Raw genomic sequence first — 18027 nt, 5'->3', positions numbered from 1 at the left:
GGCGAAAGCAAAGTTAGGATTGATACGAATAGCTTGGTTATAATCCTCAATCGCACCTTTGACGTCTCCTGAGCCGGCACGGGCAAAACCTCGGTCGTTATAGGCGAAAGCAAAGTTAGGATTGATACGAATAGCTTGGTTATAATCCTCAATCGCACCTTTGACGTCTCCTGAGCCGGCACGGGCAAAACCTCGGTTGTTATAAGGTAAGTCAAAGTTAGGATTAATACGAATTGCTTGGTTATAATCCTCAATCGCGCCTTTGACATCTCCTGAGCCGACGCGGGCAATACCTCGGTCGTTATAGGCGAAAGCAAAGTTAGGATTAATACGAATTGCTTGGTTATAATCCTCAATCGCGCCTTTGACATCTCCTAAACTAGCACGGGCATTACCTCGGCAATAGTAACCTTCAGTAACGTTAGGATTAATACGAATTACTTGATTAAAATCCTTAATAGCGCCTTTTATGTCTCCTGATTCAGCACGGGCATTACCTCGCTTGAAGTAGAAATGAGCGTCTTTAGCGTAGGCTAGTGCTAAAAGCGTACTTGACTCTAGTTTTACCTTTCTTATAGTAGGGTTATTTTTGGCTTCGACTCTGGGGCTTTCTACTATCACTCCCAATGCTAGGATTGCAACAATTGCTTTTAATCTTTTCATAAAATTATTTAATTTTCTACTTGTAGCAAAGATGCACGGTGTTAACGGCAGCTGAATAATATACAAGTAAATACAAAAAGAAAACATATTATTTCGGAAAATATACGTTCAGTAAATTTTGTGAGCCACTTCCTTGTAAAAGAAGTTAAACAGCATTGGCAGCCCCAAACCTTTACTAAAATTCATTAAAAAATTTCAAGTTAAAAACTCAAAACCCAGTATTGCCAAGTATGCTGACTCAGCACTCAGCACTATCTGTTGAGTCGCTATCACTAGATGAAACCATGACTGGTTGTTGATATAGTGGCACTGTAAATGTGACTGTTGAGCCAAGTCCTTCGCCCAAACTATAAAAATGTACCTCACCGCCCATTGCCTCCACTAGCTTCTGGGATATTGCTAGTCCTAAACCTGTACCACCGTACTGGCGGGTGCGGGAGCCATCCACCTGAGAGAATAATTGAAACAGTTTATCTTGTTTGTCCAAAGAAACACCGATGCCAGTGTCTGCAACACGTACTCTCACCATACCAGGAAATTCCTGACCTTGAAAGTTCGGCTTCGCTTTTTTGAGTACTAAATCGGCGCTGACGGTAATGCCGCCTTCATGGGTAAATTTGATGGCATTACCTACCAAATTCAGCATAACTTGTAGCAATCGTTGGTAGTTGCTTTGGACAATGATTTCATCGGAGGTAGGAGGCATTTGCATCCGGAAGCTGAGGTTTCTCGTTTCTGCTTGGGGACGCATGAAACTTTCTACATCACTGAATAGCTCATCTAGCTTGACTGGAGCGTAAGCTAGCTCCATTTTGCCAGCTTCAATTTTGGCAATGTCCAAAATGTCGTTGATGATATTCAGCAGATGTATCGATAAGTGATGAGCTTCTGCCAAAAATTGGTTTTGTTCTTCTGGGTCATCTGCCATCCCTTCCAAAATCAGCTTCAAAAAGCCAATCATGCCGTTGAGGGGGGTACGAATTTCATGGGATACATTAGCCAGAAACTCGCTTTTGAGGCGGGAAGCTTCTTCGGCTTTTTGACGTGCTGCTTCTAATTCTTTATATAAAGTAGCATGGGCGATCGCAGTTCCCAGTTGATCTGCTGCTTCTTTTGCCAGTTCTAATTCCGATTCTGTTAATGTATAGCATTCATCCTGCCAATTCAAAGCAACCAATCCATTGGCCTGGTCTTGATAGCAAGTCGCAATCACCAAAGTTTTCTGCCGCCCAGACTCCGTGTATCCGGACACTTCCATCACAACTGGTTCTAGAGTTGCCAAGACTTGAGCAAAGGCAGGCTCAGAAACTATATCTATTTCTGAGCCAAGCATTGATTTGAGTTCTGGTTGGCGATATTCAGCCTTCACCTCAACTTTTGAGCTAGAGGACTGATAAGGACAAATAATGCAGCGCTCTAGCCGCAGTGCTTTCCCCAAACTATCAACTGTTTGCTGCCAAATAATATCTAAATCCAATGTCCGCCGAATATTTCTGGTAATCCGATTTACCAGTTTTTGGTGTTGTTGTGAACGTAAAGCCAACTCTATTTCTGTGGGCGTTTTTGATGCCACACGCACTTGTTTTTTGTTGAGTGTAGCTTGCACTAACCGTCCCATCACTAAAACTGTTGTTGCAGTAGTACCCAAACTCGGCATAATCGGACTAATCACTAAGTCCAACTCAAATAATTCTTGGTGGTAGCTAAACCAACACTGAAACCTTTCTGGCACCAAACTTGTCAAAACTCGGTGCAATCGTTCCAAATAAGTAACCTTATCCACCGCGGCAAAGGTTTGGGTCTGGTTCAGCTCGTCAACTATTTTTTCAATATTTAACCCCAAGAGTTCGCTGTGCTGCCAACAAAAGGTCAGATAGCGCCCTGCCTCATCTTGCGTATATACCAACTCGGCTCCTAGAGTTGGTAATGAACCATCAATCTTACTGGTAATAGATTCCAGATTTTGGGAAAATACATTTGGCAATTGGGAATTGGCAGTAATAGTCATTAATTGAGTTGGATAAACAAAGGGTATCCGACCGTGATTTTACTAAAGCTGCTCAAATTTTTGCATAAATTTTTACAGCTTTTTCATTTTTTATTGAGTATTTCTTGGTGTTTTGAAATCCAGATTGGTAAACTTGACTTTTTTTAACTTGCATTGATATCTGACTGATGGCGTCAATCGTTCCATTCACCGCGAGGAGGAAAGGGGGTACGCACAGGGGTGCGGGTCAGTTCATCATCTCTGAGGATTTCACCCCGTAACCACTGGCGAATCGCCACCTCAATCACTTTACTTGGGTCATTGGTGAGATGCTGAATTTGCTCTAGTAACTCGGAGTCTAGGCGGACAGCAATTTCTACCTTATCGGCTCGTGTTTTTTCCGCTTCGGTAGTTTTCTCTTGCATATTCATAGGTTTATATACTCTGAATTGGTTTTGTCTAAAGCTTTGTAAAGTAGTTATATTAATCATTTGGGCTAATTTACCGAAAAATATTCAAGGACACAGTTAGATAGTTCCCCAAAATAGCACCAAAGTAACAGCTTTAAGTTTCAAATCACATTTTTCATATAACTGACTAGACAATGGCTCTAGAAGTTTTGTGGGAAAATCAGTGATTATGAGTAATTACGGGTCGCAATTGCCCATAATCCCTACATGATCCCTACATGTACTTATTTACATTTATTGTACGCTCCTAGCTGATGAATACTAACAGCGACAAATAGACTTTCATAATATTCTTAAAAGTCCACCTATTTAGATCGAAAGTTAAAGATGGGGTGAAGAGGGGTAGAGAAGCAGGGGGCAGGGGAGGCAGGGGGAGAATAAATAACTCTTAACTCCTAACTCCCCACTCAGCACTAAAAGCCAGGAGCGTCTTGGCTAAGAAAGCATTAAAATACATTAAGTAAATTGCTCTTTTAACTTTGGTTGCTGCTAAGGCAAAGATAGTATATGACTGACGTTCCCGCAGTTCGCATTCGCAATTTTTGTATTATTGCTCACATCGACCACGGGAAATCAACCCTCGCTGATCGCTTGTTGCAAGCTACTGGCACTGTTGAAGACCGGCAGATGAAGGAACAGTTTCTCGACAATATGGATCTGGAACGGGAGCGCGGCATTACAATTAAGCTGCAAGCTGCCCGGATGAACTACACAGCTAAGGATGGTCAGCAGTATGTGCTGAATTTAATTGATACTCCTGGACATGTGGATTTCTCTTATGAAGTCTCACGCTCTCTTGTTGCTTGTGAAGGAGCGCTATTGGTAGTAGATGCGTCCCAAGGTGTGGAGGCGCAAACTTTGGCTAATGTATATTTAGCCTTAGAGAATAACCTAGAAATTATCCCGGTTTTGAATAAAATTGATTTGCCAGGGGCTGAACCAGAACGGGTAATTGGCGAAATTGAAGAAATCATTGGTCTAGATTGCAGTGGTGCGATACTCGCTTCTGCTAAAGAAGGAATTGGTATTGATGAGATTTTAGAAGCAGTTGTCGAGCGGATACCGCCACCGCCCAATACGATAAATGAACGCTTACGAGCGTTAATATTTGATAGCTATTACGACAGTTACCGGGGAGTAATTGTATATTTCCGGGTGATGGATGGCACCGTGAAAAAAGGCGATCGCATCCATTTAATGGCATCTGGTAAAGAATTTGAAATTGATGAATTAGGCGTCCTTTCTCCCACTCAAAAGCAAGTTGAAGAACTGCACGCTGGAGAAGTAGGCTATTTGGGAGCGGCAATTAAAGCTGTAGCCGATGCACGGGTGGGAGACACAATTACCCTAAGTAAGGCGAAAGCAGAAGCACCCTTACCAGGTTACGCAGAAGCAAACCCGATGGTTTTTTGCGGGATGTTCCCCATTGATGCTGACCAATTTGAAGACTTGCGAGAAGCTTTGGAAAAGCTCAAACTCAACGACGCAGCGCTGCACTACGAACCAGAAACTTCGAGCGCGATGGGGTTTGGTTTCCGTTGCGGGTTCTTGGGTTTGCTGCACATGGAAATTGTCCAAGAACGGCTAGAACGAGAGTATAATCTAGATTTAATCATTACAGCCCCCTCGGTGGTTTATAAGGTGATTACCGTCAAAGGTGAGGAACTGTACGTTGATAATCCTAGCCGTTTACCTTCTCCCAACGATCGCGAAAGAATTGAAGAACCCTACGTGCAAGTTGAGATGATTACTCCGGAAACTTATGTTGGCACCTTGATGGAGTTGTCACAAAATCGTCGGGGCATCTTCAAAGATATGAAATATCTCGCCCAAGGACGAACCACCCTCACTTATGAGCTACCCTTGGCGGAAGTTGTGACTGACTTTTTCGATCAGATGAAATCGCGATCACGCGGTTATGCCAGTATGGAATATCACCTCATTGGCTACCGTGAAAATCCTCTGGTGAAGCTAGATATCATGATTAATGGCGATCCTGTGGATTCCTTAGCGATGATTGTACATAGAGATAAAGCTTACAACGTTGGGCGGGCAATGGCAGAAAAGCTCAAGGAACTAATTCCCCGCCATCAATTCAAAGTGCCAATTCAGGCATCTATTGGCAGTAAAGTTATTGCCAGCGAACATATCCCCGCTCTACGAAAAGATGTGCTAGCCAAATGCTACGGTGGTGACATCAGTCGGAAGAAAAAACTTTTACAGAAGCAAGCAAAAGGTAAAAAGCGGATGAAATCTGTAGGTACAGTAGACGTACCCCAGGAAGCCTTTATGGCAGTACTGCGCTTGGATCAAAACTAATTTAAGAGTGCTTAATCCTCAGAGACGATTTGCTGCTTGCGGTTACATCTCAACCTGAAAAAACATAAAAGACCTAACTCCCCAGCCCCCTTCCCTTCAAGGGAAGGGGGAGTCAAAGCCTCTCTTTTTGTCTTAAGCCATTGCTCAAACTTTCCTATTTTTGGAGTGGGTAAATATTCCCTACAAGGGAAGGGGGAGTCAAAGCCTCTCTCCTTGTACCCAGTCCCGAAGCCGCCCCCCTGTTAAAACCTGAGTTGCAAAACAGGCGCTCAATTGTCCTAATTACGAATTACGTTAGCGTAGCGTAAAGCCTTCTCTACCAGAGGCTGCGCCAACGGCATGGCTTCTCTACGAGACGCTAGGCGAACGCTTAGAGCCACGTAGGAGCGTCATTACGAATTACGAATTAGTATTATACCTTGCTTCCTATCCCTAGCCCACTGTTGATAACCTTTGATAAGCTTTAACAAAATCACTGTTAAAAAATCTAAAAATTTTAGTAAAAATACTCTCTGCATTCACCACCCTTGTATTTTTAGGTAAATCTAGTTTTTTAGATATTTTAGGACTTACGCATCAAGTACGAAATGTAGGGGCAATTCATGAATTGCCCCTACGGTAAATCAAGGCTTTCACTGCCTTTTGCGTAAGTCCTGTATTTGTAAAGTGTCGGGGAGTCTAGCAGCGTAAGTCCTGTATTTGTAAAGTGTCGGGGAGTCTAGCAGATGAAGATACTGGTACTGAGTTGGGAGTTTCCGCCGAGGATTGTTGGCGGAATTGCGCGACATGTAGCGGAGTTGTACCCGGAACTAGTAAAGCTAGGGCATGAAGTCCACCTGATTACAGCGGAGTTTGGTCAAGCGTCGATGTATGAGGTGGTTGAGGGAGTAAAGGTGCATCGGGTGCCAGTGGCACATAGTAACGACTTTTTCCACTGGGTAGTCAATCTCAACCTGAGTATGGGACATCACGGGGGTAAGTTGATCTTGGAGGAAGGACCCTTTGATATAATTCATGCCCATGATTGGTTGGTAGGAGATGCTGCGATCGCTCTCAAGCATAATCTCAAAATCCCACTAATTGCTACAATTCACGCTACGGAATACGGACGCTATAACGGTATTTACACAGACATTCAAGGCTATATTAATGGCAAAGAAAACTTGCTGGCTTTCAACGCTTGGCGGATTATCGTTTGTAGCGACTATATGCGCCAAGAATTAGGACGAGCACTACACAGTCCTTGGGACAAAATCGATGTCATTTATAACGGTATCCGAGCCGAAAAGAAAAAGCATCACGTAAATTTTCATGCTCTGAATTTTCGCCGCCAATTTGCCACAGACGATGAGAAAATCGTTTACTACCTCGGTCGCATGACCTATGAAAAGGGTGTACCTATATTACTCAATGCCGCACCTAAGATACTTTCCCAAATGGGAGGTAACGTTAAATTTGTAATCGTTGGTGGCGGCAATACTGACCATTTCAAGCGCCAAGCCTGGGATTTGGGAATTTGGCATCATTGCTATTTTACAGGTTTTCTCTCCGATGAATACTTAGATAAATTCCAAACTATCGCTGACTGCGCCGTTTTTCCTAGTCTTTATGAACCCTTTGGGATTGTGGCTTTAGAAAGCTTTGCTTCTCGTGTTCCTGTAGTAGTTTCTGATACTGGTGGTTTCCCAGAAGTGGTGCAACATACCAAAACAGGCATTGTTACTTGGGTGAATAATCCCGATTCTTTAGCTTGGGGAATTTTGGAGGTTTTGAAAAATCCAGGTTATCGGCAATGGTTGGTGGATAATGCTTATGAGGATTTAGAACGGCGCTTTAGCTGGCCGAAATTAGCCAAGCAAACCGAGGAAGTTTATCAGCGAGTTGTACAAGAGCGATCGCAAATTGCTTGGTAGTTAATAGAATGCTGAGTTAAGAGTGCAGTCTCTTTGAAATTGCTTGTGCGCTCACCTCAATTCGATTTATCCATATTCCCTATGTCCATAAAATCCTCCAACTCTGATACCATTTTCTGTAATTTCCTGCTTGCTAAAAAATTAGTCGAATAGAAATTAAGTACTTAAATAAGGAAGAATGAAATGGGACTTAGCGACGGACTTTTGAACCCGACTAAAAAGGCTATGATCGTAGATGACTGTTGCAAGATGATAGAAGGACAGCTTGCATCCAAGTCAGGTATGAGCGGTATCGCTTTGAAAACTGCCTTCGCCGCCCTAAAGGGGGTCAAGCCAGGGTATATCCCCTATGTAGTTGAGCAGATTCTGCCGCAGTGCTTTACGGCACTTGATCCCATTTGGAGTGAAGGTGTAGAGAAAGGCGACCCAATTGAATATCTGAGTGCGAATCGCTCTCATACGGCAGACGCGCTACTGGGTGTCACCGATGTGAGAGTCAAGAACTCAAAGCGTCAAATCGTGCGAGGAACTTATGAAAAACTTCGCGGTTCAGCCAAAAAGCACGTAGAAGAAGCAGTGCCCGACTTAGCCAAAGTAATCGATAATTACACTAAAGACTGAGCCAGAAGCAAAGAATCATAATAAACGTATGCCGCCGTTCGACGCGTCGGTGGCTGGCATACGGGGCAGATATTATAATATCGTGTTCGGTTAAAGACTTATCATTAAGACGGCAAGGGGGAAAGAGTTTTCAGGTTTTTACGGCGCATAACTCATTAATGTCAACTTAACGAGAAGCCTGTGTCAATACCCGTGAAACATGCACCAGGTAAAAAGCCGATTGTTCAAAGAGAAAATTTCGAGCGTTTAAACAAAGATTGTCCGAACCACAAGGATTTCACAAATATAGTCAAATTCAACATTAGAAACTATCTGAATTATTGTTTTAATAGATTTACAACTTATGAAAAAAGTTACCGTTTATCGATACCGTACTTATGGACTAATTGGGTTAATATCCTTAACTGTCGTATTAAGTACAACTACATCTGCCCTAACACAGTTAGCAGGCGATTCTCCAATTGGGCAAACTCCTATCCCTGCTTCTAACTTAATCTGGCCAACTCAAGGGTTTATCTCTCAAGGCTTCCGCAAATATCAACATGAAGGAATTGATATTGCAGGGGCATCTGGAACTCCTATTATTGCTGCTGCATCCGGTACAGTTGTAAAAGCAGGTTGGGATGATTGGGGATTAGGTAATGCCATAACTATTAAACATCTCGACGGCAGCATTACTGTTTATGGTCACAATCGCCGTTTGTTGGTGAGCAAGGGTCAACACGTCATTCAAGGTCAAATTATTGCCGAGATGGGATCTACAGGCAATAGTACAGCACCTCATCTGCATTTTGAGGTTCATCCAAATGGTCGAATAGCAGTTGACCCCCTTCGTCTGTTGACATCCTTAACTGCAAGTGTTTCCTCTGGTTCTAGAGTTCAGCAAGTGGATAACCCGAACCACCCAATCTCGACACCCCCAGTGGCAAAGCAAGTTTCATCTTCACAGCCAATTCCAATAGGTCTTGCACCTGTAAGCACTGATACTGAATGCAATGGAGTTACCATCATTCAGGGTGAGACTGCAAGTATTCGTGTAAAAGTCTGTGAAGAAAATGGTCAGTTGTTTTATATTGGGCAGTTGAAGCAAGACCCAAACAAGCCGATAAAAATAGCAGCTTTGAATATTGGTAAAGGCAGATATCGAGCAGATAATGGTAGTTTTTATTATTTAGTCAGCCCTGAAAAAGTGGAAATTTGGCGAAATGGTAGTCAAATGCGTTCTGACAATTTTTATAGTTTAACGAAATCGCCATAAAGTCCCTCGCAATTTCACTTTTAACTCTCAATTCGTTATAAAACTTAAAATTTTTCCTTAGCAGCTAACATCTGTAAAATCTTTTCTACATGATCCAATTCTCCAACGATTCGGCGAATTGGGTGAGGCCAAACCTTGACAAGAGTAGGAGTTGCAGAAACCTGATTGAGTTCTGCTTGTTCTGGATGAGTTAAAACATCAATCACTTTTAGAGTATAAGGATGTCCGAGCGATCGCTCTAACAATTCGTGTAAATTTTGCAGAATGCGTTCGGTGGTACTGCTATGTCCTGCAACAAACAAGCGGAGAACATAGCCTTGTGTGATGACTTCCTTTTTTTGTACTATTACTGGTTGGTGGTATTTTGGCACAGGTTGAGAAAAATCTAGACGGACAATTAAATCGTGATCCTGCCAAAGCTGCGGGAATGAGGAACGATAAGTTGTTAACACCATGCGATCGCATAATCCCTCCTGCCAGGGAGCTGCTTGCCATACTAACTCCCCTGTGCCAAAAATGGCATTAAGCAAAGCTTGATGTCTAATTACAGCCGGATAAGCTTCAGCAAAAGTTCGCACTTGTTGAGTGCGCGGATCTAACCAGTGGTCAATAGTCGCAGTATAACAAGGTACTAAAAAGTGCGGTGGCTCTGACAAATCTAAGATTTCTTGCAAAGCCAAGCACAAATGCAAGTGCCATCGACCTTGCTTGCTAGGGTCGATGCAGTAAATTAAATCACCTCCAGGTGTAAATAGGGCAATGCCTTTAAACAACTGGGGTGTAGATAGTTTATTTGTCGTCAAGTTATTCACACAGGCTAGGAAGCTAAAAGTAAAAAATTCTCTCTTTTACCTTTTACCTTAGCTATAACCTCAACCAGGAATACAAAGATATTTGGGATTGGGTACTGGGGATGAGGGAGATGAGGAAGTAGGGGGAGAATAATTACTGACTACTAAAATATTGACCAATGCCCAGTCCCCAGTCCCCAGCCCCCAATCTTAAACCCGACCTCGGAGAAACTGCGCCATTTCGTTAGGAGTTGGTGACATTTCCAAAGCAGTTTCTTCAGTGATGCGACCGTCTTGATAGAGATTGAGCAACGACTGATTCATCGTAATCATGCCGTCAAAGCCAGCTTGTTTCATCAACTCGCCAATTTCATCATACTTACCGTCTTTAATCCATTCTTTAATAGCCTCAGTATTAATCAGCACATCGTGGAAAGCAGCCCGCTTACCGTCAGTTGTGCGACACAAACCTTGAGCAATTACTGCCACTAAAGACTCAGAAATTGCCACTCGCATTGCATCCTGTTCGTCACCAGAGTAGAGATTGAGAATCCGCTCAATGGTTTTGACAGCGCTATTGGTGTGTAGGGTTCCCATGACCAAGTGACCAGTCTGAGCAGCTTTTAGTGCGGTATTAACTGTTTCCTTATCCCGCATTTCCCCCACCAGAATCAAATCTGGGTCTTCCCGCAAAGCTGCCTTCAAAGCGTTGTCAAATTTCCGGGTGTGCATTCCCACTTCCCGCTGTTTGACTAAAGACTTGCGGCTTTGATGGACAAATTCTATCGGGTCTTCAATGGTGATGATATGCTTAAACATCTCCTTATTGATGTAGTCAACCATTGCTGCCATTGTGGTGGACTTACCAGAACCAGTAGGCCCAGTCACCAAAATTAAACCTTTATGGTGATGACAAATATCTCGGAAAACTGGGGGTAAATTCAACTGTTCCATAGTTAAGATTTTCAGCGGAATCAACCGTAACACCATTGCAGACCCTTTGAGGGAGCCAAAAACATTAATCCGCACGCGAGCAAAGTCATACTGAGTTGCTCCGTCAAATTCTAAGTGTTCTTCAAAGCGCTGAATTTCTCCCTCACTCATCACCTCCCGCAACCAACTCATAAAAACTTCTTTATCTGTTTCTGGATAATCTGTTGATTGAATTTCTCCTCGGCTGCGGAAACGAGGTACTTCACCTACACCCAAGTGAAGGTCAGAATATCCCTGATCGTAAGCTTCTCTGATTAACTTCGCTAAAGTGAGTTGTGGACTGCTGTTTTGAGGGCGAACTGAACTAGGTATTGGCGGTGGACTACCCGGACGATGACCTGCAACAGGCGCGTTGGTGCTTCTATCCATTGACATATCCAATGTTTGTGTCATCTGCCGCTGCGTACTAGAGGTTGGCAGTGGTGGCGGCATTGGTGGCAGGTTCCGTCCGGCAGCAGAGTTAGAATTTAATGGAGACTGTGATTGTGTCATATATCTTCACACTTGGCAGTTAAAAAGTTGAATTAGCGAGGAGTCAAGTCACTTGCTTTGAAGACTTTTAGAGAATGCTTGCGTGCAAGCCCCAGCGGTGATGAGAGGCGATTGAACTCTAGAACCACGGTCAATCCATTTTATCCACCTCAATTTGTATGTTTTTTTACTGAGATTTTACTACTCAGAATATTTAGAGAAATTATTTAACTTATATAACCTGGTTTAACACATGCAAGACCTAAAATTACCATAGTAAATATATGTAGATTGATTGGTATTTAAAACACATTTAATCAAACATGAATATTCTAAGTCCTTAGATGAGAAATTTATCCCAGGCATGGACACAAATTGCCAGCAATTAACAGCACAAATACTGGCAGATCATTTATTCAGCCCATCTATGAATTATGAGAACTACTACTAATTTTTATAAGAAATGTTAAGTTGAATCAGAGCAATGTCTGGGGATCAAAATTAAAAACTCATACTTTTTAGCTTGTATACCTGGAGACAGATGCACAAAACCAGTTATTTCAATAGAGAGAAAGTTGACTTTTAATTCATAATTACAAAAAATTAACTGTAAACTTTAGTGAAGAAATGCTCATTTTCCCGATTAGTTTTTATATACTGAATTTCACTGAGAAACAAATCAGTTTACTCGCAAAAAGCGAGATATGACTGAAATTAAAATTTGCTGTGTATTTTAGGAGGAAAAGTCATGGTTTCTGCTCAAAGCTCTAATCAAGGAAAGACCTACTCCGTGTTGATGATTAAAAGCTTTTTAATATGGACTTTTACATTGGCAGTATGCTTATTGGTTGTCGGTTTTCCACTAGTTGTCTTGATGGCTACAGTCGGATGTCTGTTGTCTATTATCTTGCAATCGGTGATGCCTGTTAGTGCTGTTTTGCTTGTAGCAGGTGCTTTAATCATGTTTAATGTCATGGCAGTTGTATTGGCTGCGGGTGTGCTAACTTTTAAAGGAGTTCATCCTAATGAAATCAAATGGTTAAGCTGGCTGCATGGAGAGGCAGACCAAATGCAGACTACTGTTTACGCTGCTTGCCCTTTAACTTGTGAGATTAAAATGTAGTCATTACAGGTGAATTCGACAAACAAACAGTGCGTCTGCCCGGTTAAGCCGGGTTTTTTCATATTTTGTGATTTGAACTTGTCAAATCAAGATGTAGTCATTACAGTGGAATTCGAGAAACAGTACAGTTGCCCGGTTAAGCCGGGTTTTTTCATATTTTGTGTGCTTTATTTATGGTTTGTGTGATGATTGACCGCCAACTATTGACTATTAATCATAGACCATTGACTATAACCATTGGGAAATGACAGATGACTAATCACAAATGACTAATCAAAAACGGGTTTGCATTATCTTAGGTACTCGTCCGGAAGCGATTAAGCTAGCTCCGGTGATTCAGATCTTCCAGAAGTCTTCAAGTTTTGAGTTGCAAGTAATTCTAACTGGACAGCATCGGCAGATGGTTGAGCAAGTTATGCAGCTATTCAACATCAAGCCAAATTATAACTTGGAAATTATGCAGGTTCAGCAATCTCTAAATGATATTACCTGCCGCAGTTTACAAGGGTTAGAAGCCTTATTCCAGGTGGAAAAGCCAGATTTAGTGCTGGTGCAGGGAGACACCACCACGGCTTTTGCCGCAGCTTTAGCAGCTTTTTATCAAAAAATCCCTATCGGTCATGTAGAAGCAGGGTTACGAACTGATAATATATTGAATCCTTACCCTGAAGAAGCTAATCGGCGGTTGATTTCTCAAATTACTCAGTTGCACTTTGCGCCAACTCCTTGGGCTGTGGAAAACTTGTACCGTTCTGGTGTTTTGGGTGAAATTCATATGACGGGTAACACGGTAATTGATGCATTGTTGAATGTAGCTGCAACCCAAGTAGTTTGTAATGTACCAGGTTTAGACTGGGATTCATATCGGGTTCTGTTAGCAACAGTTCACCGTCGGGAAAATTGGGGAGAACCTTTGCTAGCGATCGCTCAGGGGTTTTTACAAATTTTAGACAAGTTTCCTGATACAGCTTTGCTGCTAGCATTGCACCGTAATCCAACAGTGCGAGTCCCGTTGCAAGCGCTTTTAGGGAATCATCCGCGAATTTTCTTAACAGATCCTTTAGATTATGGCGAATTGGTAGGAGCAATTAGGCGATCGCATCTTTTGCTCACTGACTCTGGTGGTTTGCAGGAAGAAGCCCCCAGTTTAGGAAAACCAGTGCTGGTTTTGAGAGACACTACCGAAAGACCAGAAGCTGTTGCAGCTGGTACAGCCAAACTTGTAGGCACTACGAGTGAGAACATTTTTGCAGCCGCTGCTGAGTTACTCCATGATCCAGATGCTTATCAAGCAATGGCAAATGCAATTAATCCCTTTGGTGATGGTCATGCAGCAGAGCGCATTTTGCAGATTGTGCAAAATTACTTGGATCTTTGATCAGAAACATCAACTTAAGAATTTAGATTAAACAAAGTGCAAAATTTCTGTTTTTTAGGGTGCATAAAACCAATTTTTCTTCCGGTTTTTCATTTTTTTAGTGATTTTATCAGTTATTGTGCGGTAATATTATTGACAAAAATCTTTGCAACATAAGCTAAACCACATCTAGTTTGCATAATCTAAAATTGTACATTTCTTGTGGGGTGGGCGTCTCGCCCGCCCAATATATGTAACTTTTATGTGGAACAGCTTAGGAATCAGCTGTAGGGGCGTACATCTGTACCATTGGGGTTGTCCTAAAATAGTATGAGGTTGTATTACCTGCCTGAGGACGCAATACGGTTCGGTTAATAAATTTATCTGTTGAGACAAGCTGTTCTTGAGCAGGGGGAGAAGAGAAGCTCTTGAGAAAGAGACAAGGGAGCAGGGAAATCTTAGCAAGGGGGATAGTAAATGTGACAACTCTCCCGCTAATTGCAAACAATGTAGCGGGAGAGTTGTCACCCCACAAGAAAACGGGTAGAACTAAAAAAGAGATTTTCAAAGGGTAGCTTCTGGCTAAATACCTAAAGCTAATCGAGTTTCAGGACCCACAACACCATCTACAAGTAGACCTTTACTTGCCTGAAAGCTTCGGACTCGGCTAACAGTTTCTGGACCATAAATTCCATCAACTGTGAGATTACCTAAAGCTGTTTGAACGTCTCTGACAAGCAGACCTCTAGAACCAGGGGTAAGAATCACCGAACCGCCAACACCACCAGGTCTAGTCACAGGAAGATAGTTAGGTTTATCACCAATCCATCGGGCAAAAACGTATCTACCCGTAGAAAGCCTAGCAAAACCGTTTTCATATCTTTCAATTGCTGGAAGTGTTGCACCATTTGATACACAGTCCACATATGAGTAGTTGGTGCTTGGGCCTGTACGGATACGTAAACAACTGCCGTTAGTCTTTACATATGCAGCCGAACTAATTTGAATTTGGGTAACAGCAACAAGTAATACACCAACGCCAGCTAAAGCTAACCAAGCTGAAGATTTAAGCAGTTTTTTCCAATTGAATTTAGATTTGCTGTTTCCAGATGCCTTTTCTTTAGTAATAACTATGTCAGAAGATTTAAGAGGTTTTTTCCAATTCCATTGAGATTTAGGGGAATTGTATCCGGTGTTTCCAGATGCCTCTTCTTGAGCAATAAACATGTGGGAATAAGCAAGATATTCCATAATATGCTCCTTTATATGAAAAAATGAGTATTCACAGAGAAATACTTGACTTTTCTCTGTATATATTCTTAGTATATTTTATATCACTGTGTTTAAAAAAGATTTTTACTGATAGCGAAATTAAGAAAAAATAAAATTAGTCAAAAGATTCCTGAGAAATGCGATATCTGTTTTGGACTTTTCAAGACAGACATCACCTTCTCAAAATAAATAAAATTTAGTCAAAGCTTTCTTGCTTACTGGCTTCTGCCTTGTAGCATCCAAATATGTCAAGCGTATTGTTCGAGTCCAATTAAATTAGCAATCACAAAAGTTAACTCGTCTAAGTCTATCGGCTTGCATCGGTATATATCATAACCTGCTAATGATGCACGTTTGCGGTCTTCGTCTAAAGTAGATGCAGTCAGAGCAATAGCTGGAATCTTTCTCCCTCGCTTTGCTTCCAGATTTCTGGCCTTCAAGAGTAGTGAATAGCCGTCTTCATTTGGTAAATAAATGTCAGCAACCAGCGAGCCAGCCGTTCGTCCAGTGTATGCAGACGGTTGCAGGCAGCTGTTTACGCCAGTTCCGAGTATACAGCTTGTACGTAGCACAGCAGCAGGTTTTGAAGCGCTTCACCCCGATTGAATTCGGCTGTAAGTACATCTGCATTCATCTGCATAGCAGCGCCCGAAATCTGCACAAATGATGTTGTGGTTGTGATCCTGTTTCCTAAAATTACCGGGATACCGACCATACCTTCATTGCTCACTATCCCAACTTCCACCGTTGAGCCATCTTCCATAGTGGTAACTATAGAAACCATTGCCTTATTAGGAAAATACACCTGTGTGATCAGTTCGCCTGCTTGGTAAAGTATTTGCGGAACTTCGAGCGAAACTAGCTTTAGATGGGGAAGAAGACGCTGATAATCACTGGCTGGTAGAGCTGCGAGCAGCTTATTTGATGGTTGCTGAAAGATATTTTCATCTAATGACATTAGAAGCCACTTTCCTTAAGATAGGTGACCTTAGAAGAGCCAACTTAGGGCACAAGCAAAGGATTTAAGGATCAGATCTTAATGTCAAAAGGTGTATTCCTTAAAGAAACAGAGGATCAATCTAAAAAAGCTTAAATAAAAACATCTGTTTAAATCTGTACGCTTCCGTACATAGAAGCTTAAAAAAAATTATTTTCGCTGTTTATTGGGCAATAAACCCAATAAACGAACAAATTCATTTTCTAGTATCTGATAACATTCACAGGAAGTTTTTTCTAAAGCCTCTCGATTCAGGATCTTAATCTGACCACGGTGGTAGGCGATCATTCTAGCTTGGCTCAGGGTGCTAGTTGCTTCGCTGGCACCAGTGCTATAAACATGAGTATTGTTAGAAGCGATCGCAGGTTTTCGGTGCGTTACGCTAACCCGGTAACACACCCTACGCCTTCAATCACATTGCTATAGACATGAGTATCCTTGGAAGCGATCGCAGCAAAAAATTCCTGGTTATACAAATCCTTAAAACCCTAAATCTTTGTTATTGCTACCAGATGTTATAAACTCTTCCTAGTATATTTAGTATATTTTGATTTCCGTAAACGCAAGCTACTTAGGACTAAATATATTAATATGAACATTTATTAAGACTTAATTCTAAAATAATCTTAAAATTTACTGATATACTACGGTAGATCTATTGACTTATAGTATTATAAGCTAGGGCTAAAATACTCCATTTCACAAATCCTCAATAAAAGCAAGTATTTTCTACTACAATTTTAGATTTTTTATTACTTCCAACTAGCTCACTTATCTGATTCATCTATGCAATAATAAACAACTAGATCCGTTAATTACGATTTATCTATTGATTTTTAGTAGTAATAGCTAAATATTAATTTGCTGAAAAACTTATATTGGTTTAGTACCAAATTCGGTGTTGTTTGGAGCTAATTTACTTAAAAAGAGCGTCTTGAGAAAAATGCAAAATATCCAAAAAAAATATTATTTTTGAATAAACTGAAAAGCAATGCAAAAATTATGAAGTATAACCAACTCGGCAAAAGTGACTTAAAAGTTTCTGAAATTTGTCTGGGCACCATGACCTATGGACTGCAAAATACTATTGAAGAAGCCCACGAGCAGCTAGATTATTCTATTGCCCAAGGAGTCAACTTTATTGATACGGCTGAGATGTACCCCGTGCCAACAAGTAGTGAAACTTATGGCTTAACTGAAACTTACATTGGGGAATGGTTAAAGCGTCAACAAAGAGATCAACTGATTATAGCTACTAAAATTGCTGGCCCTGGTCGAGGCTTTAAATGGGTACGTGGTGGAGCCAAAGCAATTGACCGTGATAATATCAAACAAGCTGTAGACAATAGTCTAAAAAGATTACAAACGGATTATATTGATCTGTACCAAATCCACTGGCCCGATCACTACGTGCCACGGTTTGGACAAACAGTGTTCGATCCGACTCAGGTGGAAAAAACAGTTCCCATCGCTGAACAGCTAGCAGTTTTTGCCGACGTAATTAAGGCAGGTAAAATTCGTTATATCGGTTTGAGTAATGAAACACCTTAGGGAGTTGCCCAGTTTAGTAATGCTGCTAAACAGTTAGGATTGCCCAAAGTTGTTTCGATTCAAAATGCTTACAACTTGCTGAATCGAGTATTTGACGGAGCCTTAGCAGAAGCAGTTTACCAAGAAGAAATTGGGTTATTAGCTTATCTCACATCTTGCACCTAACCGAACAAACCCGTAAAAGGTAAATAAAAAGGAAAAAATGTGACGTTAGATGAAAGGTAAGCATTAAGTACAAGTA

15 protein-coding genes and 1 pseudogene are annotated in these 18027 nt (G+C 41.5%); 7 read left to right on the top strand and 9 right to left on the bottom strand.

Features of this window, described 5'->3' with window-relative positions; all coding sequences use genetic code 11:
• The 3 genes from V7L29_RS11890 to V7L29_RS11880 all read right to left on the bottom strand — a co-directional run.
• The coding region (locus tag V7L29_RS11890) for a tetratricopeptide repeat protein (RefSeq protein ID WP_334735583.1) at positions 1–663 on the bottom strand (663 nt) is incomplete at its 3' end.
• 238 nt (positions 664–901) lie between these two features.
• Positions 902–2671 carry an ATP-binding protein gene (locus tag V7L29_RS11885; protein ID WP_334692830.1) on the bottom strand — a complete coding sequence of 590 codons (1770 nt, stop codon included), beginning with the start codon at positions 2669–2671 and terminating at the stop codon, positions 902–904.
• A gap of 173 nt (positions 2672–2844) precedes the next feature.
• Positions 2845–3081 carry a hypothetical protein gene (locus tag V7L29_RS11880; protein WP_334692831.1) on the bottom strand — a complete coding sequence of 79 codons (237 nt, stop codon included), beginning with the start codon at positions 3079–3081 and terminating at the stop codon, positions 2845–2847.
• A gap of 546 nt (positions 3082–3627) precedes the next feature.
• Here V7L29_RS11880 and lepA point away from each other — a divergent pair.
• The 4 genes from lepA (at position 3628) to V7L29_RS11860 (ending at position 9231) form a co-directional block, all read left to right on the top strand.
• Positions 3628–5439: a translation elongation factor 4 gene (gene lepA / locus V7L29_RS11875; RefSeq protein ID WP_334692832.1), complete on the top strand. Its 1812-nt coding sequence runs from the start codon at positions 3628–3630 to the stop codon at positions 5437–5439.
• A gap of 725 nt (positions 5440–6164) precedes the next feature.
• On the top strand, positions 6165–7352 hold the full coding sequence (locus tag V7L29_RS11870; protein ID WP_334735582.1) for a glycosyltransferase family 4 protein: 1188 nt from the start codon (positions 6165–6167) through the stop codon (positions 7350–7352).
• A 183-nt stretch (positions 7353–7535) separates the two neighbouring features.
• Complete coding sequence (locus tag V7L29_RS11865; protein WP_334692834.1) at positions 7536–7973, top strand: DUF6918 family protein; 438 nt, start codon at positions 7536–7538, stop codon at positions 7971–7973.
• 343 nt (positions 7974–8316) lie between these two features.
• The gene (locus V7L29_RS11860) at positions 8317–9231 is read left to right on the top strand and encodes a M23 family metallopeptidase (RefSeq protein WP_334692835.1); all 915 of its coding nucleotides are present in this window, start codon (positions 8317–8319) and stop codon (positions 9229–9231) included.
• Between the two features lie 44 nt (positions 9232–9275).
• On the opposite strand, the gene V7L29_RS11855 is transcribed toward V7L29_RS11860, so the two are convergent.
• A complete protein-coding gene (locus V7L29_RS11855; RefSeq protein WP_334692836.1) occupies positions 9276–10043 on the bottom strand; it encodes a circadian clock KaiB family protein in 768 nt (255 codons plus the stop codon).
• A 189-nt stretch (positions 10044–10232) separates the two neighbouring features.
• Positions 10233–11507 carry a type IV pilus twitching motility protein PilT gene (locus V7L29_RS11850; protein WP_334692837.1) on the bottom strand — a complete coding sequence of 425 codons (1275 nt, stop codon included), beginning with the start codon at positions 11505–11507 and terminating at the stop codon, positions 10233–10235.
• Between the two features lie 727 nt (positions 11508–12234).
• Between V7L29_RS11850 and V7L29_RS11845 the strand changes: the two genes are divergently transcribed.
• A complete protein-coding gene (locus V7L29_RS11845) occupies positions 12235–12609 on the top strand; it encodes a hypothetical protein (RefSeq protein ID WP_334692838.1) in 375 nt (124 codons plus the stop codon).
• 265 nt (positions 12610–12874) lie between these two features.
• Entirely contained in the window at positions 12875–13987 is a 1113-nt protein-coding gene (gene wecB, locus V7L29_RS11840) for a non-hydrolyzing UDP-N-acetylglucosamine 2-epimerase (RefSeq protein WP_334692839.1), read from the top strand.
• 561 nt (positions 13988–14548) lie between these two features.
• Here the strand turns inward: wecB and V7L29_RS11835 are convergent.
• From V7L29_RS11835 to V7L29_RS11820, 4 genes are all read right to left on the bottom strand, one after another.
• Positions 14549–15217, bottom strand: coding sequence for a peptidoglycan-binding domain-containing protein (locus tag V7L29_RS11835; RefSeq protein ID WP_334735581.1), 669 nt, complete (start codon positions 15215–15217; stop codon positions 14549–14551).
• 269 nt (positions 15218–15486) lie between these two features.
• A complete protein-coding gene (locus V7L29_RS11830; protein ID WP_334735580.1) occupies positions 15487–15810 on the bottom strand; it encodes a hypothetical protein in 324 nt (107 codons plus the stop codon).
• The gene (locus tag V7L29_RS11825; protein ID WP_334735579.1) at positions 15774–16196 is read right to left on the bottom strand and encodes a Crp/Fnr family transcriptional regulator; all 423 of its coding nucleotides are present in this window, start codon (positions 16194–16196) and stop codon (positions 15774–15776) included. The genes V7L29_RS11830 and V7L29_RS11825 overlap by 37 nt, the downstream gene beginning before the upstream one ends.
• A 189-nt stretch (positions 16197–16385) precedes the next feature.
• A complete protein-coding gene (locus tag V7L29_RS11820) occupies positions 16386–16634 on the bottom strand; it encodes a hypothetical protein (protein WP_334692843.1) in 249 nt (82 codons plus the stop codon).
• Between the two features lie 603 nt (positions 16635–17237).
• Between V7L29_RS11820 and V7L29_RS11815 the strand changes: the two are divergent.
• Positions 17238–17933, top strand: a pseudogene (locus V7L29_RS11815) (aldo/keto reductase); the annotation flags it as partial.
• Positions 17934–18027: the final 94 nt, after the last annotated feature.

This window comes from Nostoc sp. (assembly GCF_036916575.1).
Taxonomy (GTDB): Bacteria; Cyanobacteriota; Cyanobacteriia; order Cyanobacteriales; family Nostocaceae; genus Nostoc.
The sequence above is the reverse complement of the archived record's forward strand: the minus strand, read 5'-3'. Positions and strand labels throughout refer to the sequence as shown.